Consider the following 25,702-nt stretch of genomic DNA (forward strand, 5'->3'; position numbering starts at 1 on the left):
CTCTCGATGGGCTGAAAAAGATGCTGGATAATAAAGCATGACCTGCGCAACGGCTAGGGCCGTGGAGAACCCCGTAAATGTCTGATGATGCCCGTTTCCAGCAGCTGAATCGCTGGTTGGACTCTTGTTTGCCCGAGTTGTTCGTTGCCGAAGGTTGGGGGGAAGTGCCCCCCGCCGAACTGATCCCGGCCAGTAGCGACGCCAGCTTCCGTCGTTATTTCCGCTGGCAGGGAGGGGACCGCAGCCTGGTGGTGATGGACGCGCCGCCGCCCCAGGAAGACTGCCGACCGTTCGTCAAGGTCGCCGGACTGCTCGCCGGAGCCGGCGTGCATGTGCCGAGGATTCTCGCCCAGGATCTGGAGAACGGTTTCCTGCTGCTCAGTGACCTGGGCCGGCAGACCTACCTCGACGTGCTTCATCCCGGGAATGCCGACGAGCTGTTCGAACCGGCCCTGGATGCGCTGATCGCCTTCCAGAAGGTCGATGTCGCCGGTGTCCTGCCTGCCTACGACGAAGCGGTGCTGCGCCGCGAGCTGCAGCTGTTCCCCGACTGGTACCTGGCCCGCCACCTCGGCGTGGAGCTGGAGGGCGAGACGCTGGCCCGCTGGAAACGGATCTGCGACCTGCTGGTACGCAGCGCGCTGGAGCAACCGCGGGTGTTCGTCCATCGCGACTATATGCCGCGCAATCTGATGCTCAGCGAGCCCAACCCGGGCGTCCTCGACTTCCAGGACGCCCTGCACGGCCCGGTCACCTACGATGTCACCTGCCTGTACAAGGACGCCTTCGTCAGTTGGCCGGAGCCGCGCGTGCATGCCGCGCTGAACCGTTACTGGAAGAAGGCGACCTGGGCCGGCATCCCGCTGCCGCCAAGCTTCGAAGACTTCCTCCGTGCCAGCGACCTGATGGGCGTGCAGCGCCACCTGAAGGTGATTGGCATCTTCGCCCGTATCTGTCACCGCGACGGCAAGCCGCGCTACCTGGGTGACGTGCCGCGCTTCTTCCGTTATCTGGAAACCGCCGTGGCGCGCCGTCCCGAGCTGGCCGAACTGGGCGAGCTGCTGGCCTCGCTGCCGCAGGGAGCCGAGGCATGAAGGCGATGATCCTCGCCGCCGGGCGTGGCGAGCGCATGCGGCCGACCACCCTGCACACGCCCAAGCCGCTGATCGAGGCCGCCGGCGTGCCATTGATCGAGCGTCAGTTGCTGGCGCTGCGCCAGGCCGGAGTCGACGACTGGGTGATCAACCATGCCTGGCTTGGCGAGCAGATCGAGGCCTATCTCGGCGACGGTTCGCGCCTGGGCGGGCGGATCGCCTATTCCCCGGAGGGTGAACCGCTGGAAACCGGTGGCGGAATCTTCCGCGCCCTGCCGTTGCTCGGCGAGCAGCCGTTCCTGTTGCTCAACGGCGATGTCTGGAGCGACTTCGACTACTCTCGGCTGCATCTTGCCGACGGCGACCTGGCGCATCTGGTGCTGGTCGACAACCCGGCGCACCATCCCGCCGGCGATTTCCACCTGGATGCCGGCGGACGGGTGGGCGAGACCCGCGAAGCGGGCGGCAACCTTACCTACAGCGGGATCGCCGTACTGCATCCCGCGCTGTTCGAGGGCTGCCAGCCGGGCGCCTTCAAGCTGGCGCCGCTATTGCGCAAGGCCATCGCCGCGGGGCGGGTCAGCGGCGAACACCATCGTGGGCAGTGGGTCGACGTCGGTACCCACGAGCGCCTGGCGGAAGTCGAGCGATTGCTGGCGGAGCACGCCTGAGATGCTCTGGCCCGCTACGCTGATCGGAGCCGGAGCCGGCTGGGCCCTGGCCAGCATCCCCGGCGCCCTGCTCGGCGGCCTGCTGGGGCAACTGCTGGACCGCAGGTTGCGCCTGGAGTCCTGGCGCGGCCTGCTGGCGCGCTTGCGCGGGCGGGCGGTGAACGATGAGGACGACCTGCTGTTTCAGTTGCTCGGCTATCTGGCCAAGAGCGGCGGGCGGGTGGAGGAGATGCATATCCGCCAGGCGCGCGAGGAGATGGCGTTGCGCAAGCTCGATAGGCGAGCCCAGCGGCGTGCCATCGCGTCCTTCGGCAAGGGCAAGGCCGGCATCGCCCATCTGCAGGCGGAGGTCGCGCGTCTGAAGGGCGAACGTGCGGAGGCAGTATTGCTCGCCTGCTGGCGGATGGCCTGGGCTGGCGGCGTGCTCAGCCAGTCGGCGCGACAACTGGTGTTGCAATGGGGGCGCTGGCTGGGTTGGTCGGCGGAGCGAACGGAACGCTTGTCGGCGCGGGTCATGCCGAAGCGGACGCGCGCTGTCGCCCGGGATAGCTACCGTGAGGCCCTGCTGCTGCTCGGCGTGGAGGCCGGAAGCGAGCCGGCGCTGATCAAACGCGCCTATCGCAAGCTGATCAGCCAGCACCATCCGGACAAACTGGCGGGAGCCGGCGCCAGCGTCGAGCGCGTGCGTGCGGCTACCGAGAAAACCCGTGAATTGCAGGCGGCCTACGCCCTGGTCCGAGAGCGTGAGGGGTTCCGCTGATCACTCCGCAGGTTTCTGCGCATCGGCCTGCAGGTGAAGGCTGAGCCAGCCGCGGATTCGTCGGTACAGTTGCTCCTGCTCCGCCTTGGGGTCGGCCGGTAGCGCCTGCATCGCGATTTGTACGTAGGCCGGGTGTTTCTGCCGCTTGCCGGCCTGCATGCGCAGCCTGGCCGCCTCGCGGTCGGCGCGGGCGTCGCGGTAATAGAAGTCGCCGGTCGCCAGTTTCAGCTTCGGCACCATATCTTCCAGCGCCGGGCGAAAATCGCGCGGTACCTCCGCGGCAACCAGCAGCAGGTTGTGGATTTCCGCAGGCTCCTTCTCCGCCAGGTAGCGTGCCGCCCAATAGGCGCCCGTGCCATGACCGAGCAGGACGACGCTTTTCGGTTCGTGCTGCAGGGCCAGGTCGATGCTCGCCTGCAGGCGCGCCATGACCCGTTCGGCGTGCGCCTTGCGCTGCTCGACCGGATCGATGGCTGGGGGAGGGGCCTGGTCCTCGCTCTGCGCCGGTTCGCCGCTGCCGGCTTCGGCGGTGCTTTCCGGCGCCGGCGCGTTGCCGCTTTCGCCTTTCACGTCAGGCTTGCTTGCGCTGTCCGCGGCGCTGGCGTCCTTGTCGGCGCTGGCGCTGGCGGCGGATTCCGCAGGGCGGGTAACCGGCGCGGTGCTCTGCGGGTCGGGCAGGGCCAGGCTCAGGGTCTGCCAGCCGGCATCCGGCAGTTTGCGCCTTAGCGGGCCGATGGCTTGCGGCCAGTCCGGACTTTCGCCATCACCGGGAACCAGGATCACCACACCTTCGGCCTCGGCGGTGTTGGCTGGCAACCAGAGGGTGAGGAAGCTTTCGTCGCCGGCCTTGAGGATCTGCTGGCCGTCCTCCGGCAACTGGCGCTCCAGCCCCTTGGCCTCGTCCTGGCTGCGCTCGCTGACCGCCGGGCGTTCCACGGGGGCCTGCGGCTGGTCCTTGGCGGCCTCCTCTTCGGCATGAACGAAAGCCGGCGGCAGGAAAGCGGCGGCCAATAGCAGCGGCAGCAGGGCGGAGGGCTTCGGCAGTAGAGAGAAGGCCGGCATTGGAAATTCCCGATAGACAATCCAGAAGGCAGCCTAAACCCAGAGCACTTCTTTGTCAGGCCGAGCCTTCGCATGGTTCGCCGGTCGCGCTCGCGGTAAGGTATGCCCGCTTTTCCTTCCGTTGCGGTGTATTCCGTGGAGTGTCGCCGGCATGTTGCGTCGTTGCTGTCTGCTCTTCTTCTGTCTGCTGTTGAGCCTGCCCGTGCGAGCGGAGGAGTCGGTCGCCTTGCCGCTGGCGGCGGAGTTACGGACCTGGCTGGCGGAGCATCGGGAATTGCGCGTCGGGGTGGTCACCGAAGCGCCCTATGCCCAGTACGACCGCCGCCTGCAACAGTATTCCGGGGCCAACGTGGAGCTGATGGGCTGGCTGGCCACGGCAATGCAGGTGACCTTGCGGTGGCAGGGCTATCCCGACCAGGCGGCGCTCGACGATGCCCTGCGCGCTGGGCGCGTGGATATCGCTCCCGGCCTCAGCCAGACCCCAGCCGGGCTGCGCTTGTGGCTGTTCTCCGATCCCTACCTGCGGGTTTCCCGGCTGGTGGTGGGGAAGCGCGATGGCAGCGGCAGCGTCGAATTGGAGCAACTGGAGCGCGATACCCGGGTTGCCGTGCGGGCCGGCAGTTCGGTAGCTGACTACCTCAGCAGCACCTATAGCGGCCTGCAGTGGGTGTCGGCCGATTCCGAACGCGAGGTGCTGCGCGCCGTGCTCGCCGGACAGGCACGCTACGCGGTGATCGACGAAGCGCAACTCAGCCGCCTGACCCGCGAACCGGAGTTCGCCGAGCTAGCGGTGGTTGGCGATATCGGCTACCCGCAGCTGCTGCGGGTGGCGACCCGTCGCGACTGGCCGGAACTGGCGATGGTGGTCGACCAGGCGTTGCGCTCGCTGCCGCGCAAGTCCCTGGACCAGTTGCACGAGCGCTGGTTGCAACCCAAGTATCCGCGCCTCGGCGAGTCGCCGGGGTTCTGGCAGAACCTGTCGATCCTCCTCGGCCTGCTGCTGGCCGGCGCGCTGGCGGCGGTGTTCCTCCAGCGGCGCCAGCAGCATGCGCTGGAAGCCCGGCTGTACGGCGCCCGCCGCGACCTGGAGCTGCGCCAGGCGGCCGAGGAGGCGCTGCGCCTGACCCAGTTCTCCATCGACAACAGCACCCTGGGCATCCTCTGGGTCAACTGGGACAGCCGCGTACGCTACGCCAACCGCGCCGCCGAACAGATGCTCGGCCATGCCGACGGTCAACTCGTGGACCGTCCGCTGGCCGACTTCGAGCCCGGCCTGGACATGGACCGCTGGTTGAATCTTTGGCGTCGTGCGCGCAATAGCGAGGAGGGCCCGCTCAGCTTCGAGACCCGCTGCCTGCGCGCCGACGGCAGTTGGCTGCCGGCCGACGTCTCGCTTAGCTTCCTGCGCTTCGGCACGTCCGAGTATCTGGTGGTGTTCCTCAGCGACGTCACCGAGCGCCGCCGTGCCCGTGAGGCATTGCAGGAAAGCGAGGCGCGGATGAAGGGCATCGCCTCCAACGTGCCGGGCATGGTCTTCCGCCTGGAGCGCCCGCGGGCCGGCGCGTTTTCCGACTTCGCCTATATCAGCGAGGGCAGCGAGGCGCTGGTCGGCTACAGCGCTCGCGAACTGATCGAAAGCGGCCGCGGCATTCGTGGCCTGGTCCATCCCGACGACCGCGAGCGCTACTGGTCGAGCCAGATGGCTGCCCTCGACGAGAATCGCGACTGGCATTGGCAGGGCCGCATCCTCACCCGCCAGGGCGAATTGCGCTGGGCCGACATCAAGGCTTCGGCGCGCTGTTTCGAGGATGGTCGTGCGGTCTGGGATGGGGTGGTCTGGGACATCACCGCGAACAAGCAGATCGAACTCGAACTCGGCGAGTCGCGCGCCCAGCTCCGCGAGCTGTCGGCGCACCTGGAGTCGGTGCGGGAGGAGGAGAAGGCGCGTATCGCCCGCGAGGTCCATGATGAGCTGGGCCAGGTGCTGACGGTGCTGAAGCTGGAAACCTCGATGTGCGAGCTGGCCTATGCCGATGCCCAGGAGGGCCTGCGCGAACGCCTGGGCAACATGAAAAAGCTGATCGCCCAGTTGTTCCAGCTGGTGCGCGACGTGGCTACCGCACTGCGCCCGCCGATCCTCGACGCCGGAATCGGCTCGGCGGTGGAGTGGCAGGCGCGGCGCTTCGAGGCGCGCACGCAGATTCCCTGCCTGGTGGAGGTGCCGGAGAACTCGCCGCAGTTGGTCGACGCCAAGGCTATCGGCCTGTTCCGCATCCTCCAGGAGGCGTTGACCAATGTCATGCGGCATGCCGAGGCGCATACTGTGCAACTGCGTCTGCTGCGCGAGGGCGACGAGCTGTGCCTGAGCGTCAGCGACGACGGTCGCGGGTTCGATGTTGCCACGGTGGGGCGTGGCAGTTCCTTCGGCCTGGTCGGCATGCGTGAGCGGGTGCTGATGATGGGCGGTACGCTGGACATCGACAGTGCCCCCGGCGAGGGCACCACGCTCAGCGTGAGGATTCCGCTGGGCGTCGCGGGCCCGTGACAAGAACAACCGCCGGCAAGGCGGAACAGCGTGAGGCAGCAAAGAGTGGTGATCCGAGTCCTGGTCGCTGAAGACCACACGATTGTCAGGGAAGGCATCAAGCAACTGATTGGCATGGCCAAGGACCTGCAGGTGGTCGGCGAGGCCACCAATGGCGAGCAGTTGCTGGAAACCCTGCGCGGAACGCCTTGCGAGGTGGTCCTGCTGGATATCTCCATGCCCGGCGTCAATGGCCTCGAGGCGATTCCGCGGATTCGCGCGCTGAACGAGCCGCCGGCGATCCTGGTGCTGTCGATGCACGACGAGGCGCAGATGGCCGCCCGCGCCCTGAAGATAGGTGCTGCCGGCTATGCCACCAAGGACAGCGATCCGGCATTGCTGCTCACCGCGATCCGCAGGGTCGCCGGCGGCGGACGCTACATCGACCCGGACCTTGCCGATCGGATGGTCTTCGAGGTCGGCCTGACCGATTCGCGTCCGCCCCATGCGCTGCTCTCCGAGCGCGAGTTCTCGGTGTTCGAGCGGCTGGTGCAGGGCGCCAACGTCAACGAGATCGCCCAGCAACTGGCGGTCAGCAACAAGACCATAAGTACCCACAAGGCACGCCTGATGCAGAAGCTCAACGCGCATTCGGTAGCCGACCTGGTGCGCTACGCGATGGAGCACCGCCTGCTCTGACAGGGGCGTTCGCCCAGGTTTTGCTCGCGGCTTGTGCGCCAGGTCCGGTTTTCGCGATCTGCTGTCTACCTGGCTTCCGCGCGGCAGGGAATGATGCTTGCCGGCCAACACGATAAGGAGAAGAAACGATGTTGCCAGCCATGAGGACGGGCCTGTTGTGCGCCCTTCTCGGAGTTACCGCGCCCGCCTGGGCGGAATACGTGACCGTGATTTCCTTCGGCGGCGCCAACAAGGAAGCCCAGGAAACCGCGTTCTACAAACCCTTCAAGAGCGCCACCGGCAATCGCGTGGTGCATGGCTCCTACAATGGCGACCTGGCCAAGCTCAAGCGCATGGTGGAGATCAGCCACGTCTCCTGGGACGTGGTGGAAGTCGAGGCGCCGGAGCTGGCGCGCGGTTGCGAGGAAGGTCTGTTCGAGAAGCTGGACATGGCGAAGGTCGGCGATCCCGCGGATTTCGTTCCCGGCGCGGTGCAGCCCTGCGGAGTCGGCATCTTCGTCTGGACCACGCTGCTTGCCTACAACCCCGGCAAGGTTGCGGGCAGCCCGCAGGGCTGGGCGGATTTCTGGGACGTGAAGAAGTTTCCCGGCAAGCGCGGCCTGCGCTGGGGCGCCAAGTACAGCCTGGAGTTCGCCCTGATGGCCGATGGCGTGGCGCCGAAGGACGTCTACCAGACGCTGGCGACGCCCGCCGGCGTCGAGCGGGCATTCCGCAAGCTCGACGAGCTGAAGCCCTATATCCATTGGTGGAAGTCCGGGCAGGACCCTGTGCGCGACCTGGCCGATGGCACGGTGGTGATGAGTTCGGCCTACAACGGGCGGATCGCCGCGGCGCAGGCCGAGAAGCAGCGCCTGGCAATGGTCTGGAGCGGCGGCGTCTACGATTTCGACTTCTGGGCGCTGCCGGTCGGGGTTTGGAAGAAGCAGTTGGCCGAGGAGTTCATCCGTTTCGCCAGCCAGCCGGAGCAGCAGAAGGCTTTCGCCGAGAACATCGCCTACGGCCCGGCCAACCGCAAGGCGGTAGGCCTGCTCGATCCGCAAGTGGCTGCCAACCTGCCGACCGCGCCGCAGAACATGCAGAACGCGGTGGGTATGAACGTGGCCTTCTGGGCGGAGCACGGCGAGGCCCTGGAGCAGCGTTTCCAGAACTGGGCCAAGCGCTGAGGAGGCCGTTGCGCGCCAGCCGGAGAGCGCTGGCGCGCAAACCTTTGCTCTTCTCGAAAGCTCCTTCCCAGAGCGGTCTGGCCCATTCCGGGGGGCATCTTTTTTGTAGGGCGATTCCTACAAAGAGCTTTCCTTTCCCCTGATAGAAAACTCTCTTGCCGGCCGATTTGCGTCCTGCGCCGGGTTCTCTAGGCTGTTCGCACAGCATCCATAAAACGAACAAAGGTGCGGTTATGGCCGAGACTCAAGGCGGCGATGTGCTGGTCAGCTTCCGTGGCGTGCAGAAAAGCTACGACGGCGAGACCCTCATCGTGAAGGATCTCAACCTGGACATTCGCAAGGGCGAATTCCTCACCCTGCTCGGCCCCTCCGGGTCCGGCAAGACCACCAGCCTGATGATGCTGGCCGGTTTCGAAACCCCCACCGCCGGCGAAATCCTCCTGGCCGGTCGCTCGATCAACAATGTCCCTCCGCACAAGCGCGACATCGGCATGGTGTTCCAGAACTATGCGCTGTTCCCGCACATGACCGTGGCCGAGAACCTGGCCTTTCCCCTCAGCGTCCGTGGCATGAGCAAGACCGACGTGAAGGAAAGGGTCAAGCGCGCGTTGTCGATGGTCCAGCTCGACGCCTTCGCCGGGCGTTATCCGGCGCAGCTTTCCGGTGGCCAGCAGCAGCGCGTGGCGCTGGCCCGCGCGCTGGTCTTCGAGCCGCAACTGGTGCTGATGGACGAGCCCCTGGGAGCGCTGGACAAGCAACTTCGCGAGCACATGCAGATGGAAATCAAGCATCTGCACCAGCGCCTCGGCGTCACCGTGGTCTACGTCACCCACGACCAGGGCGAGGCGCTGACCATGTCCGACCGGGTGGCGGTGTTCCACCAGGGCGAAATCCAGCAGATCGAGCCGCCGCGCAATCTCTACGAGCAGCCGCGCAACACCTTCGTGGCCAACTTCATCGGCGAGAACAACCGTCTATCCGGGCAGCTTCTCAGTTGCGACGGCGAGCGCTGCGTGGTCGGGCTGCCGCGCGGCGAGAAGGTTGAGGCGCTGGCGGTCAACGTCGGCCAGCCGGGCGAGCCGGTGACCTTGTCGATCCGCCCCGAGCGGGTGCGCCTGAACGGTGCCAGCGAGTCTTGCGTCAACCGTTTCTCCGGCCGCGTGGCCGAATTCGTCTACCTGGGCGACCACGTGCGTGTGCGCCTGGAGGTCTGCGGCCGCGACGACTTCTTCGTCAAGCAGCCGATCGCCGAGCTGGACCCGACGCTGAGCGTCGGTGATGTGGTTCCGCTGGGCTGGCAGGTCGAGCATGTGAGGGCGCTCGACCCTCTGCCGGCGGCGTGAGCGCCGGCAGTCCCGAACCGTACCGAAGCAACCCTGCACTGTGGAGAGAACAATAATGTCGAAATCCCTGAAAGCGGCCAGCCTGAAGTTCGCCACCCTGGCGGCCGGCCTGGCCTGCGCGGCCCAGGCCATGGCGGTGGACCTGACCGTGGTGTCCTTCGGCGGGGCCAACAAGAGCGCCCAGATCAAGGCGTTCTACGAGCCCTACCAGAAAGCCACCGGCAACAGGATCGTCGCCGGCGAATACAACGGCGAGATGGCCAAGGTCAAGGCCATGGTCGATACCAACAGCGTGTCCTGGGACCTGGTGGAAGTGGAGTCGCCGGAGCTGTCGCGCGGCTGCGACGAAGGCCTGTTCGAGGAACTCGACCCGGCGCAGTTCGGCAAGACCGAGGACTTCGTGCCCGGCGCCATCCAACCGTGCGGCGTGGGTTTCTTCGTCTGGTCCACGGTGCTCGCCTACAACGCCGACAAGCTGAAAAGCGCGCCGACCAGTTGGGCGGACTTCTGGGACATCAAGAAATTCCCCGGCAAGCGCGGCCTGCGCAAGGGCGCCAAGTACACCCTCGAATTCGCCCTGATGGCCGATGGCGTGGCGCCGAAGGACGTCTACGGCGTGCTCGCCACCAAGGAAGGCCAGGATCGTGCCTTCAAGAAGCTCGACGAGATCAAGTCGAGCATCCAGTGGTGGGAGGCGGGCGCCCAGCCGCCGCAGTACCTGGCTTCCGGCGATGTGGTGATGAGTTCTGCCTACAACGGTCGGATCGCCGCGGTGCAGAAGGAAAGCAACCTGAAGGTGGTATGGAACGGCGGCATCTACGATTTCGACGCCTGGGCCATCCCGAAGGGGGCGAAGAAACGGGAAGAGACCCTGAAGTTCATCGCCTTCTCGGTGCAGCCCCAGCAGCAGAAGACTTACTCGGAAAACATCGCCTACGGTCCGGCCAACAAGCAGGCGGTGCCGCTGCTGGACAAGGCCCTGCTGAAGGACATGCCGACCACTCCGGAAAACATCCAGAACCAGGTGGCAATGGACGTGACCTTCTGGGCCGACTACGGCGAACAACTGGAACAGCGCTTCAACGCCTGGGCGGCCAGGTAATCCTCGCCTGACCCTCCAGAGAGGGCCGGAGGGGCCGCCGCGCGGCGGCTCCTCCTACCGTTCCACACTTTCCAGGGTCGCCCCGACGGCCCGCTTTTTTTCCGGAGTTCGCTATGGCCACAGCTGTGCCCATGTCCCAGGCCGCCGGCAGCACCCTCAAGCAACGCCTGGCGCGCGCCGAGCGGATGAACCGCCTGAAGTCCCAGGCGCTGATCCTGCCCCTGCTGGCCTTCCTGGTCCTGACCTTCCTGGTGCCGATCGCCGCCCTGCTCTACAAGAGCGTGTCCAACCCGGAAGTGGTTCGCTCGTTGCCGCTGACGGTAGAAGCCATCTCCGCCTGGGACGGCAAGTCGCTGCCGGCCGACTCCGTCTACAAGGCGCTCAGCCAGGATCTCGCCGAGGCTCGTCGCAACCAGACCATCGGCGATCTCTCCAAGCGCCTGAACATGGAACTGGCCGGTTATCGCAGCCTGATGGCGAAGACCGCGCGCAAGCTGCCGTTCAAGGAGGAGCCCGCTTCCTACAAGGACGCCATGGAGCAGCTCGACGAGCGCTGGGGCGACCCCGCCTACTGGCAGGTGATCCGCCGCAACGCCAGCAGCTATACGCCCTATTACCTGCTCGCAGCCCTCGACCACCGGATCGACGATCTCGGCGAAGTGGCGCGCGCCACCCCGGACCAGGCCATCTACCTGGACATCTTCGCCCGCACCTTCTGGATGGGTGCGGTGATCACCGTCATCTGCCTGCTGCTGGCCTACCCGCTGGCCTACCTGCTGGCCAACCTGCCGACGCGCAAGAGCAACCTGCTGATGATCCTGGTCCTGCTGCCGTTCTGGACCTCGATCCTGGTACGTGTCGCCGCCTGGATCGTCCTGCTGCAATCGGGTGGCCTGATCAACGGCGCGCTGCTCAAGCTTGGCCTGATCGACCAGCCGCTGCAACTGGTGTTCAACCGCACCGGCGTATACATCGCGATGGTGCACATCATGCTGCCGTTCATGATCCTGCCGATCTACAGCGTGATGAAAGGCATTTCGCCGAGCTACATGCGCGCCGCGATTTCCCTCGGCTGCCACCCGTTCGCCAGCTTCTGGCGGGTGTATTTCCCACAGACCGTCGCGGGCGTCGGCGCCGGTTGCCTGCTGGTGTTCATCCTGTCCATCGGCTACTACATCACCCCGGCGCTGCTGGGCAGCCCGAACGACCAGATGGTCAGCTACTTCGTCGCCTTCTATACCAACAGCACCATCAACTGGGGCATGGCCACCGCCCTCGGCGGCCTGCTGCTGCTCGCTACCCTGGTGCTCTACGTCGTCTACAGCTGGCTGGTGGGCGCCAGCCGCCTGCGCCTGGGATAGAGGGCCTTCCGAGAAGGCCAACCGATTCCCCTCTGCCTTCGGAAAAAAGGTTGCCCGGAGGGCGGGGAGAGGGGGATCCGCACGAAACACATTGGAGAGCGAGTCATGCTGAGTCCCTACATGTCCCCGGTCGAGCGCCTGTGGTTCTACTCCCTGCGCATCCTCTGCGGCCTGGTACTGCTGTTCCTGGTACTGCCGGTGCTGGTCATCGTGCCGCTGTCGTTCAACTCCGGCACTTTCCTGGTCTACCCGCTGCAAGGGTTCTCCCTGCGCTGGTACGCCGACTTCTTCCAGTCCGCCGAGTGGATGCGCTCGTTGACCAACAGCATGATCGTCGCTCCGGCGGCGACCCTGCTGGCAATGGTCTTCGGCACTCTGGCAGCAATCGGCCTGACCCGCGGCGAGTTCCGCGGCAAGGCACTGGTGATGAGCCTGATGATTTCGCCGATGGTGGTGCCGGTGGTGATCATCGGCGTGGCCAGCTACCTGTTCTTCGCTCCGCTGGGGCTCGGCAACAGCTACCTGTCGCTGATCGTGGTGCATGCGGTGCTCGGCGTGCCGTTCGTGATCATCACCGTCTCCGCGACCCTGCAGGGGTTCAACTACAATCTGGTGCGCGCCGCCGCCAGCCTCGGCGCGCCGCCGCTGACCACCTTCTTCCGGGTGACCCTGCCGCTGATCGCTCCGGGAGTGATTTCCGGCGCGCTGTTCGCCTTCGCCACCTCGTTCGACGAAGTGGTAGTGACCCTCTTCCTCGCCGGTCCCGAGCAGGCCACCCTGCCGCGGCAGATGTTCAGCGGCATTCGCGAGAACCTGAGCCCCACCATTGCCGCCGCGGCGACCTTGCTGATCGGTTTCTCCGTACTGCTGTTGCTGACCCTGGAATGGCTGCGCGGGCGCAGCGAGAAGATGCGTACCGCACAACCCGGCGGCTGAGGCGCAGGGCGCGCCCGGCTTGGTCCGGGCGTCGGCTGCTGCGGCGAAAAGTCGTCATTTTCACCGCCAAAAACCGATAACGGCTACAATGCGCGCCTTCCGTGATCCCCTTTGAGGTGCGCCATGCAACCCTTCGCCATCGCTCCGTCGATCCTTTCCGCCGATTTCGCCCGCCTGGGCGAGGACGTGGACAAGGTGCTCGCCGCCGGTGCCGACATCGTTCACTTCGACGTGATGGACAACCACTACGTGCCGAACCTGACCATCGGCCCGATGGTCTGCTCGGCGCTGCGCAAGTACGGCGTGAGCGCGCCGATCGACGTGCACCTGATGGTATCCCCGGTGGATCGCATCATCGGCGACTTCATCGAAGCTGGCGCCACCTACATCACCTTCCATCCGGAAGCTTCCCAGCACATCGACCGTTCCCTGCAACTGATCCGCGACGGCGGTTGCAAGGCGGGCCTGGTGTTCAACCCGGCCACTCCGCTGGAGGTGCTGAAGTACGTGATGGACAAGGTCGACATGGTCCTGCTGATGAGCGTCAACCCCGGCTTCGGCGGGCAGAAATTCATCCCCGGTACCCTCGACAAGTTGCGCGAGGCACGCGCCCTGATCGATGCCTCCGGTCGCGAGATCCGCCTGGAGATCGATGGCGGCGTCAACGTCAAGAACATCCGTGAGATCGCCGCGGCGGGCGCCGATACCTTCGTCGCCGGCTCGGCCATCTTCAACGCCCCGGACTACGCCGAGGTCATCCGCGCCATGCATGCCGAACTGGCCCAGGCGCACCAGTAATGAGCGCTGCGGAGCCGTTCTTCGCCACGCGCCTGCCGCGTCTGGTGATGTTCGACCTGGATGGCACGCTGGTCGATTCCGTTCCCGACCTCACCGCCGCGGTCGACAGCATGCTCGCCAGCCTCGGGCGGCCGCCGGCGGGCATCGAGAAGGTCCGCCAGTGGATCGGTAACGGCGCACGCGTCCTGGTGCGTCGCGCCCTGGCCGGAAGCATCGAGCACGACGGCATCGGTGAGGAGGAAACCGAAGCCGCGCTGGCGTTGTTCATGGAGGCCTATGCCGACAGTCATGCGCTCACCGAGGTCTACCCCGGCGTCGTCGACACCCTCAAGTGGCTCAAGCGCAACGGCGTGGAAATGGCGCTGATCACCAACAAGCCGGAGCGCTTCGTCGCTCCGCTGCTGGATGAGATGAAGCTGGGTCGCTATTTTCGCTGGATCATCGGCGGCGACACCCTGCCGCAGCAGAAGCCCGACCCGGCGGCGCTGCTGTTCGTGATGAAGATGGCCGGCATCGAGCCCGAAGATGCGTTGTTCGTCGGTGACTCGCGCAACGACGTGCTCGCCGCCAAAGCTGCCGGCGTGCGCTGCGCGGCGCTGACCTATGGCTACAACCACGGCCGGCCGATCGCCGAGGAAGCGCCCACCCTGGTCATCGACAACCTGCGCGACCTGCTGCCTTGCGCCGACCAGGCCGCTGAGATAGTGTTGCCGGACGACTCCCTTTCCCCCTCCGACCAGCGAGATCAAGCCGTGGCGGTCAGCAAACTCTGGATGAAGGTCATCAAGGCCCTGGCGCGTTGGCGCTGGCGCGCCTGACATCATCCTCCGCCGGATAGCCGGCGCGCGTTTGCACCCTGTTGACCGTTCTCTCCTCCGATGAGGCTGATCATGAATCGCGAAGAATTCCTGCGGCTGGCCGCCGATGGCTACAACCGCATCCCGCTGTCCTTCGAGACCCTTGCCGACTTCGACACGCCGCTGTCGATCTACCTGAAGCTGGCCGACGCGCCGAACTCCTACCTGCTGGAGTCGGTGCAGGGCGGCGAGAAATGGGGGCGCTATTCGATCATCGGCCTGCCGTGCCGCACGGTGCTGCGGGTCTACGACCATCAAGTACGGATCAGCATCGATGGCATGGAAACCGAGCGCTTCGATTGCGCCGACCCGCTGGCTTTCGTCGAGGAGTTCAAGGCGCGCTACCAGGTGCCCACCGTGCCCGGCTTGCCACGTTTCGATGGAGGCCTGGTCGGCTACTTCGGTTACGACTGCGTGCGCTACGTGGAAAAACGCCTGGCCACCTGTCCGAACCCGGACCCGCTGGGCAACCCGGATATCCTGTTGATGGTGTCCGATGCCGTAGTGGTATTCGACAACCTGGCCGGGAAGATCCACGCCATCGTCCTCGCCGATCCCTCCGAGGAAAATGCCTACGAGCGCGGCCAGGCACGTCTGGAGGAGCTGCTGGAGCGTCTACGCCAGCCGATCACCCCGCGTCGCGGCCTCGACCTCGAGGCGGCCCAGGGTCGTGAGCCGGCGTTTCGTGCCAGCTTCACCCGCGAGGACTATGAAAACGCGGTAGGAAGGATCAAGGACTACATCCTGGCCGGCGACTGCATGCAGGTGGTGCCGTCGCAGCGCATGTCCATCGAATTCAAGGCGGCGCCCATCGACCTGTACCGCGCGCTGCGCTGTTTCAATCCGACGCCCTACATGTACTTCTTCAACTTCGGCGACTTCCATGTCGTGGGCAGCTCGCCGGAGGTGCTGGTACGGGTCGAGGATGGCCTGGTGACGGTGCGCCCGATCGCCGGTACCCGTCCGCGCGGGATCAACGAAGAGGCCGACCTGGCATTGGAGCAGGATCTGCTGTCGGACGCCAAGGAGATCGCCGAGCACCTGATGCTGATCGACCTGGGGCGCAACGACGTGGGGCGGGTGTCCGATATCGGCGCGGTGAAGGTCACCGAAAAAATGGTGATCGAACGTTACTCCAACGTCATGCACATCGTGTCCAACGTCACCGGGCAATTGCGCGAGGGGCTCAGCGCGATGGACGCGCTGCGGGCGATCCTGCCGGCGGGCACTCTATCCGGCGCGCCGAAGATCCGCGCCATGGAGATCATCGACGAGCTGGAGCCGGTCAAGCGTGGAGTCTACGGCGGCGCGGTCGGCTACCTGGCATGGAACGGCAACATGGACACCGCCATTGCCATCCGCACCGCGGTGATCAAGAACGGTGAACTCCACGTGCAGGCCGGCGGCGGTATCGTTGCCGACTCGGTGCCCGCGCTGGAGTGGGAAGAAACCATCAACAAGCGCCGGGCGATGTTCCGCGCCGTGGCGCTGGCCGAGCAGAGCGTCGAATAAGACGGCGCGAGGCGGAAGAAAAGAAGGCGGATGGCGTTTGCGTCATCCGCCTTTTTTGTGCCCGGCTGGACCCACGCATTGGCTTCGCCCTACGCGGAGCCGCTTTCGTAGGGCGAATATCGCGGCGCGATATCCGCCAGGGGGCAGGACGCCGAACCCGCCTCAAGGTGAAGTGATCGATATGTCCGGTTGGCGGATGACGCCTTCGGCATTACTTGCCCACGCAGAAGGCGCTTTCGTAGGGGGACATCACCACGCGATATCCGCCAGGCGGAGCATGGTGTCGCTCCCTACGATGCTGGCAACGGCGGGCCGCTCAGGATGCGATGCTGTCAGCGCCCGGCTGTGCTCGACGGGCGCCTCCGGCTTGGTTCGCGCGCTGGTCGACGTAGGCGGCGAGGTGATCGAGGGCCACGAACTGCATGGCCTTGTGGCTATCGTCGAGGGTCGTCACCGGCAGGGCGATCCGCCCGCATGCCAGGGCCTTGCTGAAGTTTTCCTTGTTCAGGTTGCGAAACCAGCGTTCGCGAACCTGCTCCAGCGGCACCAGGACGTCGCCGAAGATGCGGTAGACCAATTCCACGGTTTCCTGGCGTGGAATCGGAGTGCTAGGGGCGATGGATGGCTGCATGGTATTCCCTCCTGCGGCTACACGTCGTTGAGGGGAATATAGCTCAGGTTGTTTTCTTGTTCAATAGCTGAAGTTGTAGAGCGGGCGAGCGCCAGGCGCTCACCGCACCAGGGACGGGCCGCGCCGGTGGCGTACGGTGGACCACCAGAAGACCCAACCGATCATGCTGATCTGGCGGCTGCGCATGTCCTCCGGCGAGTACTCCTCGTCCGGATATTCCTCGCGGTTGAAGCTGCGCAGGCGAATGCCGCCGCCGGGCAGGCGATAGACGAACTTCACCCGCAGCATGCCGTCATGTTCGAGGGCGTAGATCTCGCCATCGGTGATATGGGTGGTGGCGGTGTCCACGCCGATGGTGGAGCCATCCATGATCAGCGGTTCCATGCTGTTGCCGGTGAGTTGGGCGCAGATCGCCGCCGACGGATCGACGCCCGAGGCACGCAGCGTGGCATAGGAAAAACGCAGCTTGCGCCCCTCTATCTCGCGTACCGCAGTGCGTCCGGCGCCGGCGGACATCTCCACTTCCTTGTACAGCGGCAGTTCCACTTCGTCTTCGTCCAGCGGTGTGTCGCTGTCCCACGGATGCAGCGGTTCCAGCACCAATGGGCTGCCATCGGCCACGGACACGGCACTGCGCGCGGCTGGAGCGCCTTCGCCGGTCTGCAGCCAGACCGGCGAGACGCCCAGGGCCGCCGCGATCTCGATCAGCTTGCGGGTGCTCTGGGCCTTGCCCGAGGTCAGCTTGTGAATGGTGTTCTGCGAAACCCCTGCCGCTTCGGCGAGGGTTTCCTGCTTCAGGTTGCGCATCGCCATGGCCTGCTTGAGGCGAGCGGCGAAGCTGTCGGGCGGGATCTGGGTGCTCTTGTCCATGCTCGGCAATCTACAGACCGATGGATTTTCTGTAAAGAGCCTAGGTGTTGACGATAAATAGCTTTGGTTGTAATTTCTCTTCCGTCAGAAAGCGGAAGGGGTGAGTTCCACAACTTCCCACCCGCCTTTCAGAGATTTCACATGGGTGCAAGGACGCACCCGGTTGTCGGCGACCGACGATGCAGGTGCCGACTGCTTGGGTGCCGGGGCCATGGGAAAGCGCTCCGGCACCTGGAGGGCCGGAGCGCCGTCCATGCAGACGCTCCGTCCCGCTCATTCATTCTGTCGCCGACCTGCTTCAGGTACGGCGGCGTCGTACAGGGAGTCATTGCCATGTCGCGAGATACGCACTCGCCATTTCCGCGCAGAGGAACGCAGGTCGCCGAACCGGCGCCGCGCATCTGTCATGTTCCATCCATTCGGCCGTCGGGCGTCGGGCACGCCAGGGAGGCTTTCCATGGCTGACCTTGCCGATCACGCCAACGAACTGGTCCTGGCTCGCCTCGACGGCCTCCTGGCGGCGCGCCCGGCGCTGGCCATCCGCGAGTCCGCGGAAGACTGCGAGGACTGCGGCGAGCCCATTCCCCAGGCGCGCCGCCGGGCGGCACCGGGCTGCAGTCGCTGCATCGACTGCCAGGACCGCCACGAGCGCCGTTGAACCGACCTCATGCCGAGCCCTCGCGGGCAGTGAAAGGAGACACGACCGTGATCAAAGCCATCGATGAAATGCTCAAGCTCTGGGCCGAGGAAATGCACGCGCCAGGCAGCAACGGAGGCGGCTACGCCGGCGGCAACCTGATCGCCATGCTGATCGCCAGCAAGGGCGAGGTGGTCCGCGGCCACCGTGGCAGCCGGGTGATCCTCGACCGTGTGGCGGAGGTCGATCGCCTGGTAAATCGCCTACCCGAGGAACTGAAGAACGTGGTGGTGGAGCACTATCTCAATCGCGACAGCTTCCCCGAGCAGAAGTACCGCCACTGCGGTTGCAGCCGCAACACCTTCTATCTGCGCCTGCATGTGGCGCACCAGGGTATCCAGGACGGCCTGCTGCGGCGGGTGGCCTGAGTTCCTGGACCGGATACCGTGTCCCCCCTGGAATTTTCCAACCGGCCTTCGAGCCGGTTTTTTTATGCCTGTCGCCCATGGAGGCGGTGAGTCCCATGCACAGCAGCGGACCCTGCACGGTAGAGGCGGATTCGGGCTGGCGTAGCCATCCTTTTCGTCAGTCGATGCCGGGCTTTCCACATCGGAAGTGGGTATGCGCTTGCCCGGATGCCTGGCGAAGGTTCCCAGGGCGGTATATCACCCTCATATCGTGGTGCGTCTCCCTCCTATTGCAGTGGATTGTCGAGAAGGCATTGCCGGGCTGGGAATCGGGCGGTAAAAAGTAGTCATTCTTGTAAAGGTGCGTCCCCAGGGAGGCACTCGTGAAGCACCGGAACCCGGCCCTGGCGCCGGGTTTTTTATTGCCCGGGAAAACGTTCGTGCGGACGTGCCCGGCGCTGCCTGCCAAGGAGGGACCCATGGGCAACGAACCGCAGACACTGACGGAAATGCCGCTCTGGGTACTGATCCTGCTCGCCGCGCTGGGCGGCGTCAGCGGCGAGATGTGGCGTGCCGACAAGGCCGGTCTCGGCGGCTGGGCCTTGTTGCGGCGCCTGGCGCTGCGCTCCGGCGCGTCGATTGTCTGCGGCGTGGCGGTGATGCTGCTGGCATTGGCTTGCGGCGCCGCGCTGCTGTTCGCCGCGGCGCTGGGCAGCCTGACCGCCGCGGCCGGCGCGGAGATCGCCGTCGGTCTCTACGAACGCTGGGCCGCCCGGCGCCTGGGGGTTTGCGAGCTGCCCGAGGAGGAGCCGCATGAGCGGACATAAGCGCCAGGAGGATCGATGAAACTGACCGAGCAGCAATTGCTGCGCATTTTTCCCAACGCCCGCCTCGTCGCGGGCGTTTTCGTTGCGGCGTTGCAACGGGCCATGGACGAGAGGGAGATCGACACACCGGCGCGGCGTGCCGCGTTTCTCGCCCAGGTCGGCCACGAAAGCAGCCAGTTGAACCGGCTGGTGGAGAACCTCAACTACAGTGCCCAAGGCTTGGCGGCGACCTGGCCGAGCCGCTATCTCGGCCCCGACGGGCAGCCCAACGCGTTGGCCTGGCGGCTGGCGCGCAATCCGCAGGCGATTGCCGACAACACCTACGCCACGCGCAACGGCAATGGCGACGAAGCGTCCGGCGATGGCTGGCGCTTCCGTGGGCGTGGCTTGCTACAGATCACCGGGCGTGCCAACTACCGGTTGGTCGGCGAGGCCCTCGGCGAGCCGCTGGAAGCCGAGCCCTGGCGCCTGGAGCAGCCCGTGCCGGCGGCCCGCAGCGCCGCCTGGTGGTGGGCCGGTCACGGGCTCAACGAGTTGGCCGACCGCGGCGAGTTCGCTGCCATCACCCGCCGCATCAACGGCGGCCTGAATGGGCAGGCGGAGCGCCTGGCGTTGTGGCAGCGGGCCAGGGCGGTGCTGTCATGAGCCGGCTCGCTCTGCTCCTGCCGGCCGTGTTGCTGGTCCTGCTGGCCGGCGCCTTGCTCGGCGGCGGCCTGGTTGCCCGCCACTATCGTCCGCAACTGGAGGAGGCCCTGGGCCAACTCACTGCCAGCCGCGTCGCCAGCGGCCAGCTCGAGGCTTTGCTCGATGAGCAGCAGCGAGCGCTGGCGGCGGTGCGGGCGAGCGCCGAGAGGCGCGCGAAGGACGTCGAGCAGGCACTCGGCGAGGCCAGGGCGCAGGCCGCGGAGCAGTATGCCGCGGCCGTGCGTCTGCTCCAGGAACCCGACATTGGTGTGGACTGCCAGGCGGCAGGTGCGGCGATCGACCGGGAGCTGGGACTATGACTCGTCTCCTGCTGGGGCTTTGTCTGCTTTTCGCGGGCTGCGCAGCCTCGCCGACGACACCTCGCCCCGTGCGCGTCGAGGTTCCCCTCGCAGTGCCCTGCCGTGTACCTGACGTGCGCCCGCCGAGCTGGGCCGGCGCCACGCTGAAGGCCGGCGATTCGCTGCAGGCCAAGGTTCGCGCATTGCTCGCCGAGCGCCGCCAGCGGCAGGGCTACGAACTCGAATTGCAGGCGGCATTGCGTGCCTGCCGCTGAGACACTGGGCGCATATGGACGTCGATGGACGTGTGTCCGGCGCATATTGCCGTGTATTGATTCCGCAGCGTTGTCGAGCCGGGAATCGGTCGGTACAACGTAGTCATGCTTGTACAGGTGTGTCCCCCCAGGGATGCCACCTGCAACCTCAGAGCCCGGCCAGTGTGCCGGGCTTTTTCGTTTGCATCCGACAACGGCTCGGGACGTGGAGGCTCCTCGCCGACCGCGTACCGCGCCACGGCCGACCGTCCTGGGGACGGGGCCAGACGACCCGCCTGGTGCGGGTCTTTTCATGTGCATAAAGGAGAGTTTTCCATGTCCATCCTGACTCAAGGTACCCAGATCTACGCCCTGGTTCCGCCGGTATCCGGTACCGGTGCCGCTACCGTCCTGGAGATCGAAGGCGTGACTTCGTTCAACCCGGGCGGCAATCCGGCCGACCAGATCGAAGACCCGTGCCTGAGCGACACTTCGCGCAAGTACAAGAAAGGCCTGCGCACCCCTGGCCAGGCGACCCTCGGCATCAACGCCGATCCACGCCTGGCCAGTCACGTTCGGTTGTTCCAACTGTCCGAGAAAGATGGCGAGACGAGCGTCAAGTGGGCCATCGGCTGGTCCGACGGAATCGACGTAAAGCCGACCGTCAGCACCGAAGGCGACGATTTCGTGCTGCCGCCGGCGCGCACCTGGTTCACCTTCGAAGGCTACGTCAGCGACTTCCCCTTCGATTTCGCCAGCAACACGCTGGTCGCTACCCAGGCCACCATCCAGCGTTCCGGCGCCGGCAAGTGGACGCCGAAGTCGGCTTGAGGAGCGCGTAGATGAATCTCAACGAACTTCGTGCGGCGGGCGGTTTCATCGAGTCGGCGCTGGTGCGCAAGGAGATTACCTGGACCCGCGTTCCCGCCGGCAGGAAGAAGGCGGTCAGCGACACCTTCCAGGTGTTCGTCCGACGCAACAGTTTTGGCGCGGTGGAGCGCCTGTTCTCCGCCGAAGGCGACCAGCAGAGCCGCAACGCGCGCTACCTCGCCGAATGCATTCGCCTGGGCGAGACGGGAGAGGAAAGCCTGACCTACGAACAGGCCTACGACCTCGACCCGGCGCTGGGCTTCCTGCTGCTGCAGGCGGTCGGTGAGGTCAACCGGGTCGAGGACGCGGAAAAAAACTGACCCCCGCCGACGAGGTTTGGCACGAACTGGTGCTGAACGGCGTCGGCGGGTCGACCATTGCCGAGGCCAAGGAGCGGCTCAGCTACGCCGAGTACCGCGCCTGGGTCGCCTATCTGAACAAGCGCGGCTCGCTCCATCCGGGACACCGGCTGGAGCTTGCGCTGGCTCGGATCGCTGCGTTGCTCGGGCATGCGCTGGGAGCGGACGCCGATCCCGACGCGTTCCGTCCGCATATGGCTCTCCAGCCCCTTTCGCTGCACCAGGCGATGGATCAATGGGCATGACAGGCCACCCCGCTGCGGCGGGGTCTTTTTCTGGAAGACATGAATCATGGCCACGAATACCGACGGCAGCCTGACGCTCGACCTGGTCCTTCGCAGCGAAGGGTACAGGGCCGGGATGGACAAGGTTGGCAGGATCAACGATCAGAAAATGCGCGCCATGGAGGCGCGCGCGGAAAAGGCTGGCAAGGCTATCGGCAAAAGCCTGGACAGTTCGGCACTGATTGCCAGCAGCGTGCTGGACCAGGCGCTGGACATGCTGGGCAGGACCAGTCGCCAGGTGGGGCAGGCCAAGAAGCCTGTGCAGAGCGCCCAGGACAAGGTACTGGCCGAGTGGAAGACCCGGCAGAAGGAGCTGGGCGAAGCCTGGAAGAGCTATCGCGAACCACTCCAGGATCTGTCCAAGCTCAACGAAGCACTACTGAAGAACTCTTCCGACAAGCTCGACAAGGCGCTGCTCAATCTCAGCGAGACCGGCAAGCTGTCGCTTGCCAACGTGGGCAAGGCCGCCTACGCCGATGCCGCGCGCCTCGCCTCGCGGCAGATGACCCTGATGCTGCTGGACGGGCTGTTTGGCTGGGTCGCCAGCGTCGGTACCGAGAAGCCCAAGGTCGACGACAAGGCGGGCAAGGGACAGGCGAAGGCTGGCGACGACGAGAAGGAACAGCCGTCGCTCCAGTCGCAGGTCTTCAAGCAGTGGCTGTTGCAGATGAACAGTGTCTGGGGCGCCTACCGCGCGCCGCTGCAGGATATCTCCGGGATGACCGACGAGCTGTTCAGGAATGCGTCGGAGAAGCTCGAGAAGTCGCTGTTCAATTTCGCCACTAGCGGAAAGCTGTCCTTGAGCAACTTCGCCAAGACGGTGATCGACGATGTCGCCCGGATCGCCGCGCGGCAGCTTTCAATGCTCGCCCTGGACGGATTGTTCGGCTGGATGAATGGCAAGGCCGGCATCACCGAGGCGCAACTGGCCAGCCAGAAGCCCTATACCTCGCTACTGGAAAAGGCCCGAGCAGATGCGGGACAAGCGGCTGCGGGCGCTCCCGCGGCCCAGGGTGCCGCGCCAATGCCGGCAGCGGCGATGGATGTCGGCGCGATGGTGGCCACTGCTTCCGGGCAGACCGGGGACGGTTCCAAGGTATCGGCTGGAGGGGCTTCGGCGAGCGCTGGCAAGCCGGTGGGCAGTTGGGTCGAACAGATGGACGCCTCCTGGGCGAGCCTGCGCGACCAGGCGCAGGACGTCTCGGGAATGATGGACATGCTGTTTACCAACGCCTTCACCAATATGGAGAACGCCCTGTTCACCTTTGCCACCACGGGCAAGCTGTCGTTCAAGGATTTCGCCGACTCGGTGATCCAGGATATGGCGCGGATCGCCGCGCGGCAGGCGACGCTGCAGATCATCGGCGGCATCGTCGGTGCGGTCAGCGGGTTCTTCGGTAGCGGCGCAACGGCGGGCTCGCGGATTTCCGACTATACCGGCTCGGACATGGCCAATTGGGTCAGCAAGCAACGCGCCGGAGGCATGCCTGGGTTCGCCAGGGGCGGTGCCTTCAACGATGGCATCCAGAGCGCGCCGGCGCTGTTCAGCATGGCCGGCGGTCGTCCGGCGCTGATCGGCGAGCGTGGGCCGGAAGCCATCATGCCGCTGAGTCGCGGTTCCGATGGCGTGCTCGGCGTGCGCGCGCTCGGCGGCGGCGAGGGTGGCAACGTCTTCAATTTCTCCACCAGCGTCAGCCTGGGCGGCGGCCGCGAGGGCGCGGCGACGGCCAGCGGCGACGACGGTACGGGACAGCAGCTGGCGGGAATGATCAACGATGCCGCGCGCAACGTGGTGGCGCAGGAGCTGCGCCCCGGCGGCCTGGTATGGAGGATGGTGAATGGCTGATCTGGAACGCTTTACCTGGGACATCTCGATCGATTCCGCCGGCCAGGCGAACCAACTGGTACGCCAGGTGCAGTACGGCGGCGGCTACAGCCAGGCGCTCGGTGACGGGCTGAACAACCTCAGCGAGACCTGGCAGGTTTCGCGTACCGGCGATCTCGCGCTGATCGGCCCGATCCGCGATTTCCTCAAGCGCCACGGCGGCTACCGCTCGTTCCTCTGGACCTTGCCCACTGGCGAACCGGTACGGGTGCGCGCCCAGGGCTGGCAATTGCGGCCGCGCGGCAACGGCGTGTTCACCCTGAACACCACCTTCCAGCAAGTCTTCAATCCGTGAGGTAAGCATGACCATCACAGCCGATGACCAGGCCCTCGAGCCTGGGGCGCTGGTGCGCCTGTTCGACCTGGATTGCACCGGGTTCGGCGGCGAGATGCTGCGCTTCCACGGCCACCTGCAGCAGGGGCCGATCCACTGGCAGGGCAACGCCTACCAAGCTTGGCCGCTGGAGGCGCGCGGCTTCGAGCAGCGCGGCGACGGCCGGGCCAGTTCGCCGACCCTTAGCGTGGGCAACATCGACGGCAGCATCAGCGCGCTCTGCCTGTTCTTCGATGGCCTGGTAGGCGCGCGCCTGACCGTGCGCGAGACCTATGCGCACTACCTGGATGCGGCCAACTTCGCCGAAGGCAACCCGCAGGCCGACCCCTCCCAGGAGCGCCTGAACATCTGGTTCCTCGAGCAGAAGACCGCCGAGAACAGCGTCCAGGTGACCTGGGAGCTGTCCGCTCCGCCGGACTTCCAGGGCCAGCAGATCCCGGCGCGCCAGATCACCTCGCTGTGCCACTGGTGCATCACCAACGAGTACCGCGGGCAGGACTGCAACTACACCGGCACGGCGATGTTCGATGCCGACGGCAATCCGGTGGACGATCCGGCGCTGGACCGCTGTGGCGGCCGGGTCAGCGATTGCAAGCTGCGCTTCGGCGCGGACAACCCGCTGTCCCACGGCGGCTTCGCCGGCGCCGGCCTGGTCAGGATGTGAGCATGGAACTGAGCCGCAGCCTGCAGCGGGCCATCGCCGCACACGCCGCCCGCGAGCATCCGCGCGAATGCTGCGGGCTGATCGTTCGCGGTGCGCGTCAACGCCGCTACGTGGCCTGTCGCAACGCAGCCGGATCGCCCAGCGAGCACTTCGTGATCGATCACCAGGACTGGTGCGCCGCCGAGGACCAGGGCGAGGTCCTGGCCATCGTCCACAGCCACCCGGACGTTCCGGCCACGCCGAGCATGGCCGATCGGGTCAGTTGCGAACTGCATGGTCTGCCCTGGGTGATCCTGTCCTGGCCGGAAGGCGATGTCGCGCATCTAGCGCCGGAGGGCTATCGGGCGCCGCTGCTCGGCCGCGAGTTCGCCCACGGCGTGCTCGACTGCTGGAGCCTCTGTCGCGACTGGTACCGCCGCGAGGCAGGTCTGGAGCTTCCGGACTATCCGCGCCGCGACGGTTGGTGGGAAACCGGCGAGAGCCTCTACGAGCAGCACTATGCGGCGGCTGGATTCCGGCCGGTGCCGCTGGCCGGAATCCGCCGCGGCGACATGCTGGTGATGCAGGTCGGGAGGGCGCTGCACCCGAACCACGCGGGCATCTACCTGGGCAATGACTGGCGTCTGGACAGCGAGCCGGTCCAGGCGCTCGGCGGCGACGGACCGTTCCTGCTGCACCACCTGTACGGACGGCTGTCGACCCGAGACGTGTTCGGCGGACCCTGGATCGAACGCACGCGCCTGGTCTTGCGGCACACGCGGATGCCGCAGTGAACGACATATTCAAGCGAGCCGTCGGAATCGGCTCTTTACGAG

29 protein-coding genes are annotated in these 25,702 nt (G+C 65.9%); 26 read left to right on the plus strand and 3 right to left on the minus strand.

The window, feature by feature from the left end; all coding sequences use genetic code 11:
* The first annotated feature begins 77 nt into the window (after window positions 1-77).
* The 3 genes from ACI766_RS03010 to ACI766_RS03020 are packed head-to-tail and all read left to right on the plus strand — an operon-like array spanning window position 78 to window position 2,525.
* Complete coding sequence (locus ACI766_RS03010; RefSeq protein ID WP_003099554.1) at window positions 78-1,094, plus strand: aminoglycoside phosphotransferase family protein; 1,017 nt, start codon at window positions 78-80, stop codon at window positions 1,092-1,094.
* On the plus strand, window positions 1,091-1,765 hold the full coding sequence (murU, locus tag ACI766_RS03015; RefSeq protein WP_003099549.1) for an N-acetylmuramate alpha-1-phosphate uridylyltransferase MurU: 675 nt from the start codon (window positions 1,091-1,093) through the stop codon (window positions 1,763-1,765). Before ACI766_RS03010 ends, murU begins: the two co-directional genes overlap by 4 nt.
* A gap of 1 nt (window position 1,766) precedes the next feature.
* Window positions 1,767-2,525 (plus strand): DnaJ domain-containing protein, encoded by a 759-nt coding sequence (locus ACI766_RS03020; protein WP_003099547.1) that lies wholly within the window; start codon window positions 1,767-1,769, stop codon window positions 2,523-2,525.
* Here ACI766_RS03020 and ACI766_RS03025 read toward each other — a convergent pair whose 3' ends face one another.
* Complete coding sequence (locus ACI766_RS03025) at window positions 2,526-3,587, minus strand: alpha/beta hydrolase family protein (protein WP_003099546.1); 1,062 nt, start codon at window positions 3,585-3,587, stop codon at window positions 2,526-2,528.
* Window positions 3,588-3,738: 151 nt separating this feature from the next.
* On the opposite strand from ACI766_RS03025, the gene ACI766_RS03030 reads away from it, so the two are divergent.
* From ACI766_RS03030 to trpE, 10 genes are all read left to right on the plus strand, one after another.
* Window positions 3,739-6,132, plus strand: coding sequence for a PAS domain S-box protein (locus ACI766_RS03030; RefSeq protein ID WP_003142788.1), 2,394 nt, complete (start codon window positions 3,739-3,741; stop codon window positions 6,130-6,132).
* 45 nt (window positions 6,133-6,177) lie between these two features.
* Window positions 6,178-6,810, plus strand: a complete 633-nt coding sequence (locus ACI766_RS03035) for a response regulator transcription factor (RefSeq protein WP_003085103.1) — start codon at window positions 6,178-6,180, stop codon at window positions 6,808-6,810.
* 128 nt (window positions 6,811-6,938) lie between these two features.
* Window positions 6,939-7,973 (plus strand): polyamine ABC transporter substrate-binding protein, encoded by a 1,035-nt coding sequence (locus ACI766_RS03040; RefSeq protein WP_003085106.1) that lies wholly within the window; start codon window positions 6,939-6,941, stop codon window positions 7,971-7,973.
* 233 nt (window positions 7,974-8,206) lie between these two features.
* The gene (locus ACI766_RS03045; RefSeq protein ID WP_003085109.1) at window positions 8,207-9,316 is read left to right on the plus strand and encodes an ABC transporter ATP-binding protein; all 1,110 of its coding nucleotides are present in this window, start codon (window positions 8,207-8,209) and stop codon (window positions 9,314-9,316) included.
* Between the two features lie 55 nt (window positions 9,317-9,371).
* Entirely contained in the window at window positions 9,372-10,418 is a 1,047-nt protein-coding gene (locus ACI766_RS03050) for an ABC transporter substrate-binding protein (RefSeq protein ID WP_003099539.1), read from the plus strand.
* 113 nt (window positions 10,419-10,531) lie between these two features.
* On the plus strand, window positions 10,532-11,779 hold the full coding sequence (locus ACI766_RS03055) for an ABC transporter permease (protein ID WP_010793491.1): 1,248 nt from the start codon (window positions 10,532-10,534) through the stop codon (window positions 11,777-11,779).
* Window positions 11,780-11,884: 105 nt separating this feature from the next.
* A complete protein-coding gene (locus ACI766_RS03060) occupies window positions 11,885-12,715 on the plus strand; it encodes an ABC transporter permease (RefSeq protein ID WP_003099535.1) in 831 nt (276 codons plus the stop codon).
* 123 nt (window positions 12,716-12,838) lie between these two features.
* On the plus strand, window positions 12,839-13,513 hold the full coding sequence (rpe, locus tag ACI766_RS03065) for a ribulose-phosphate 3-epimerase (protein WP_003085122.1): 675 nt from the start codon (window positions 12,839-12,841) through the stop codon (window positions 13,511-13,513).
* Window positions 13,513-14,331 (plus strand): phosphoglycolate phosphatase, encoded by an 819-nt coding sequence (locus ACI766_RS03070; protein ID WP_003099532.1) that lies wholly within the window; start codon window positions 13,513-13,515, stop codon window positions 14,329-14,331. Before rpe ends, ACI766_RS03070 begins: the two co-directional genes overlap by 1 nt.
* 72 nt (window positions 14,332-14,403) lie before the next feature.
* Window positions 14,404-15,882: an anthranilate synthase component I gene (trpE, locus tag ACI766_RS03075; RefSeq protein WP_003085126.1), complete on the plus strand. Its 1,479-nt coding sequence runs from the start codon at window positions 14,404-14,406 to the stop codon at window positions 15,880-15,882.
* Between the two features lie 316 nt (window positions 15,883-16,198).
* Here trpE and prtN read toward each other — a convergent pair whose 3' ends face one another.
* Together prtN and prtR are read right to left on the minus strand one after the other, a co-directional pair.
* Complete coding sequence (gene prtN / locus ACI766_RS03080; protein WP_003121843.1) at window positions 16,199-16,513, minus strand: pyocin genes transcriptional regulator PrtN; 315 nt, start codon at window positions 16,511-16,513, stop codon at window positions 16,199-16,201.
* Window positions 16,514-16,612: 99 nt separating this feature from the next.
* Entirely contained in the window at window positions 16,613-17,383 is a 771-nt protein-coding gene (prtR, locus tag ACI766_RS03085) for a transcriptional regulator PrtR (protein WP_003113202.1), read from the minus strand.
* Between the two features lie 457 nt (window positions 17,384-17,840).
* Here prtR and ACI766_RS03090 point away from each other — a divergent pair, with 457 nt between their 5' ends.
* From ACI766_RS03090 to ACI766_RS03150, 13 genes are all read left to right on the plus strand, one after another.
* Window positions 17,841-18,041 carry a TraR/DksA C4-type zinc finger protein gene (locus tag ACI766_RS03090; protein WP_003085132.1) on the plus strand — a complete coding sequence of 67 codons (201 nt, stop codon included), beginning with the start codon at window positions 17,841-17,843 and terminating at the stop codon, window positions 18,039-18,041.
* A gap of 47 nt (window positions 18,042-18,088) precedes the next feature.
* Window positions 18,089-18,448 carry a hypothetical protein gene (locus tag ACI766_RS03095; RefSeq protein WP_003118907.1) on the plus strand — a complete coding sequence of 120 codons (360 nt, stop codon included), beginning with the start codon at window positions 18,089-18,091 and terminating at the stop codon, window positions 18,446-18,448.
* A gap of 458 nt (window positions 18,449-18,906) precedes the next feature.
* The gene (locus ACI766_RS03100) at window positions 18,907-19,254 is read left to right on the plus strand and encodes a phage holin family protein (RefSeq protein WP_003117965.1); all 348 of its coding nucleotides are present in this window, start codon (window positions 18,907-18,909) and stop codon (window positions 19,252-19,254) included.
* Window positions 19,255-19,269: 15 nt separating this feature from the next.
* A complete protein-coding gene (locus tag ACI766_RS03105) occupies window positions 19,270-19,899 on the plus strand; it encodes a glycoside hydrolase family 19 protein (RefSeq protein WP_003459422.1) in 630 nt (209 codons plus the stop codon).
* On the plus strand, window positions 19,896-20,258 hold the full coding sequence (locus tag ACI766_RS03110) for a hypothetical protein (RefSeq protein ID WP_003121852.1): 363 nt from the start codon (window positions 19,896-19,898) through the stop codon (window positions 20,256-20,258). The genes ACI766_RS03105 and ACI766_RS03110 overlap by 4 nt, the downstream gene beginning before the upstream one ends.
* Entirely contained in the window at window positions 20,255-20,512 is a 258-nt protein-coding gene (locus tag ACI766_RS03115; RefSeq protein WP_003118919.1) for a hypothetical protein, read from the plus strand. Before ACI766_RS03110 ends, ACI766_RS03115 begins: the two co-directional genes overlap by 4 nt.
* A gap of 315 nt (window positions 20,513-20,827) precedes the next feature.
* Complete coding sequence (locus ACI766_RS03120; RefSeq protein WP_003113190.1) at window positions 20,828-21,322, plus strand: phage tail tube protein; 495 nt, start codon at window positions 20,828-20,830, stop codon at window positions 21,320-21,322.
* Window positions 21,323-21,333: 11 nt separating this feature from the next.
* Window positions 21,334-21,681 carry a phage tail assembly chaperone family protein, TAC gene (locus ACI766_RS03125; RefSeq protein ID WP_003113189.1) on the plus strand — a complete coding sequence of 116 codons (348 nt, stop codon included), beginning with the start codon at window positions 21,334-21,336 and terminating at the stop codon, window positions 21,679-21,681.
* A gap of 29 nt (window positions 21,682-21,710) precedes the next feature.
* Complete coding sequence (locus ACI766_RS03130) at window positions 21,711-21,965, plus strand: hypothetical protein (protein ID WP_003113188.1); 255 nt, start codon at window positions 21,711-21,713, stop codon at window positions 21,963-21,965.
* A gap of 46 nt (window positions 21,966-22,011) precedes the next feature.
* Entirely contained in the window at window positions 22,012-23,850 is a 1,839-nt protein-coding gene (locus ACI766_RS03135) for a phage tail tape measure protein (RefSeq protein ID WP_023086829.1), read from the plus strand.
* Window positions 23,843-24,184: a phage tail protein gene (locus ACI766_RS03140; RefSeq protein ID WP_003113186.1), complete on the plus strand. Its 342-nt coding sequence runs from the start codon at window positions 23,843-23,845 to the stop codon at window positions 24,182-24,184. Before ACI766_RS03135 ends, ACI766_RS03140 begins: the two co-directional genes overlap by 8 nt.
* 7 nt (window positions 24,185-24,191) lie before the next feature.
* The gene (locus tag ACI766_RS03145) at window positions 24,192-24,887 is read left to right on the plus strand and encodes a phage minor tail protein L (RefSeq protein ID WP_003118922.1); all 696 of its coding nucleotides are present in this window, start codon (window positions 24,192-24,194) and stop codon (window positions 24,885-24,887) included.
* 2 nt (window positions 24,888-24,889) lie between these two features.
* A complete protein-coding gene (locus ACI766_RS03150; protein ID WP_003129219.1) occupies window positions 24,890-25,660 on the plus strand; it encodes a C40 family peptidase in 771 nt (256 codons plus the stop codon).
* The last annotated feature ends 42 nt before the right edge of the window (window positions 25,661-25,702 follow it).

The sequence above is a fragment of the Pseudomonas sp. DL genome (assembly GCF_047199225.1).
GTDB lineage: Bacteria > Pseudomonadota > Gammaproteobacteria > Pseudomonadales > Pseudomonadaceae > Pseudomonas > Pseudomonas aeruginosa.

Bases quoted from the DNA above. Each gene is read 5' to 3' on its own strand.
- ACI766_RS03010 (WP_003099554.1), top strand. From the start codon at position 78: ATGTCTGATGATGCCCGTTTCCAGCAGCTGAATCGCTGGTTGGACTCT.
- murU (WP_003099549.1), top strand. From the start codon at position 1,091: ATGAAGGCGATGATCCTCGCCGCCGGGCGTGGCGAGCGCATGCGGCCG.
- ACI766_RS03020 (WP_003099547.1), top strand. From the start codon at position 1,767: ATGCTCTGGCCCGCTACGCTGATCGGAGCCGGAGCCGGCTGGGCCCTG.
- ACI766_RS03025 (WP_003099546.1), bottom strand. From the start codon at position 3,587: ATGCCGGCCTTCTCTCTACTGCCGAAGCCCTCCGCCCTGCTGCCGCTG.
- ACI766_RS03030 (WP_003142788.1), top strand. From the start codon at position 3,739: ATGTTGCGTCGTTGCTGTCTGCTCTTCTTCTGTCTGCTGTTGAGCCTG.
- ACI766_RS03040 (WP_003085106.1), top strand. From the start codon at position 6,939: ATGTTGCCAGCCATGAGGACGGGCCTGTTGTGCGCCCTTCTCGGAGTT.
- ACI766_RS03045 (WP_003085109.1), top strand. From the start codon at position 8,207: ATGGCCGAGACTCAAGGCGGCGATGTGCTGGTCAGCTTCCGTGGCGTG.
- ACI766_RS03050 (WP_003099539.1), top strand. From the start codon at position 9,372: ATGTCGAAATCCCTGAAAGCGGCCAGCCTGAAGTTCGCCACCCTGGCG.
- ACI766_RS03055 (WP_010793491.1), top strand. From the start codon at position 10,532: ATGGCCACAGCTGTGCCCATGTCCCAGGCCGCCGGCAGCACCCTCAAG.
- ACI766_RS03060 (WP_003099535.1), top strand. From the start codon at position 11,885: ATGCTGAGTCCCTACATGTCCCCGGTCGAGCGCCTGTGGTTCTACTCC.
- rpe (WP_003085122.1), top strand. From the start codon at position 12,839: ATGCAACCCTTCGCCATCGCTCCGTCGATCCTTTCCGCCGATTTCGCC.
- ACI766_RS03070 (WP_003099532.1), top strand. From the start codon at position 13,513: ATGAGCGCTGCGGAGCCGTTCTTCGCCACGCGCCTGCCGCGTCTGGTG.
- trpE (WP_003085126.1), top strand. From the start codon at position 14,404: ATGAATCGCGAAGAATTCCTGCGGCTGGCCGCCGATGGCTACAACCGC.
- prtN (WP_003121843.1), bottom strand. From the start codon at position 16,513: ATGCAGCCATCCATCGCCCCTAGCACTCCGATTCCACGCCAGGAAACC.
- prtR (WP_003113202.1), bottom strand. From the start codon at position 17,383: ATGGACAAGAGCACCCAGATCCCGCCCGACAGCTTCGCCGCTCGCCTC.
- ACI766_RS03090 (WP_003085132.1), top strand. From the start codon at position 17,841: ATGGCTGACCTTGCCGATCACGCCAACGAACTGGTCCTGGCTCGCCTC.
- ACI766_RS03100 (WP_003117965.1), top strand. From the start codon at position 18,907: ATGGGCAACGAACCGCAGACACTGACGGAAATGCCGCTCTGGGTACTG.
- ACI766_RS03105 (WP_003459422.1), top strand. From the start codon at position 19,270: ATGAAACTGACCGAGCAGCAATTGCTGCGCATTTTTCCCAACGCCCGC.
- ACI766_RS03110 (WP_003121852.1), top strand. From the start codon at position 19,896: ATGAGCCGGCTCGCTCTGCTCCTGCCGGCCGTGTTGCTGGTCCTGCTG.
- ACI766_RS03115 (WP_003118919.1), top strand. From the start codon at position 20,255: ATGACTCGTCTCCTGCTGGGGCTTTGTCTGCTTTTCGCGGGCTGCGCA.
- ACI766_RS03120 (WP_003113190.1), top strand. From the start codon at position 20,828: ATGTCCATCCTGACTCAAGGTACCCAGATCTACGCCCTGGTTCCGCCG.
- ACI766_RS03125 (WP_003113189.1), top strand. From the start codon at position 21,334: ATGAATCTCAACGAACTTCGTGCGGCGGGCGGTTTCATCGAGTCGGCG.
- ACI766_RS03135 (WP_023086829.1), top strand. From the start codon at position 22,012: ATGGCCACGAATACCGACGGCAGCCTGACGCTCGACCTGGTCCTTCGC.
- ACI766_RS03140 (WP_003113186.1), top strand. From the start codon at position 23,843: ATGGCTGATCTGGAACGCTTTACCTGGGACATCTCGATCGATTCCGCC.
- ACI766_RS03145 (WP_003118922.1), top strand. From the start codon at position 24,192: ATGACCATCACAGCCGATGACCAGGCCCTCGAGCCTGGGGCGCTGGTG.
- ACI766_RS03150 (WP_003129219.1), top strand. From the start codon at position 24,890: ATGGAACTGAGCCGCAGCCTGCAGCGGGCCATCGCCGCACACGCCGCC.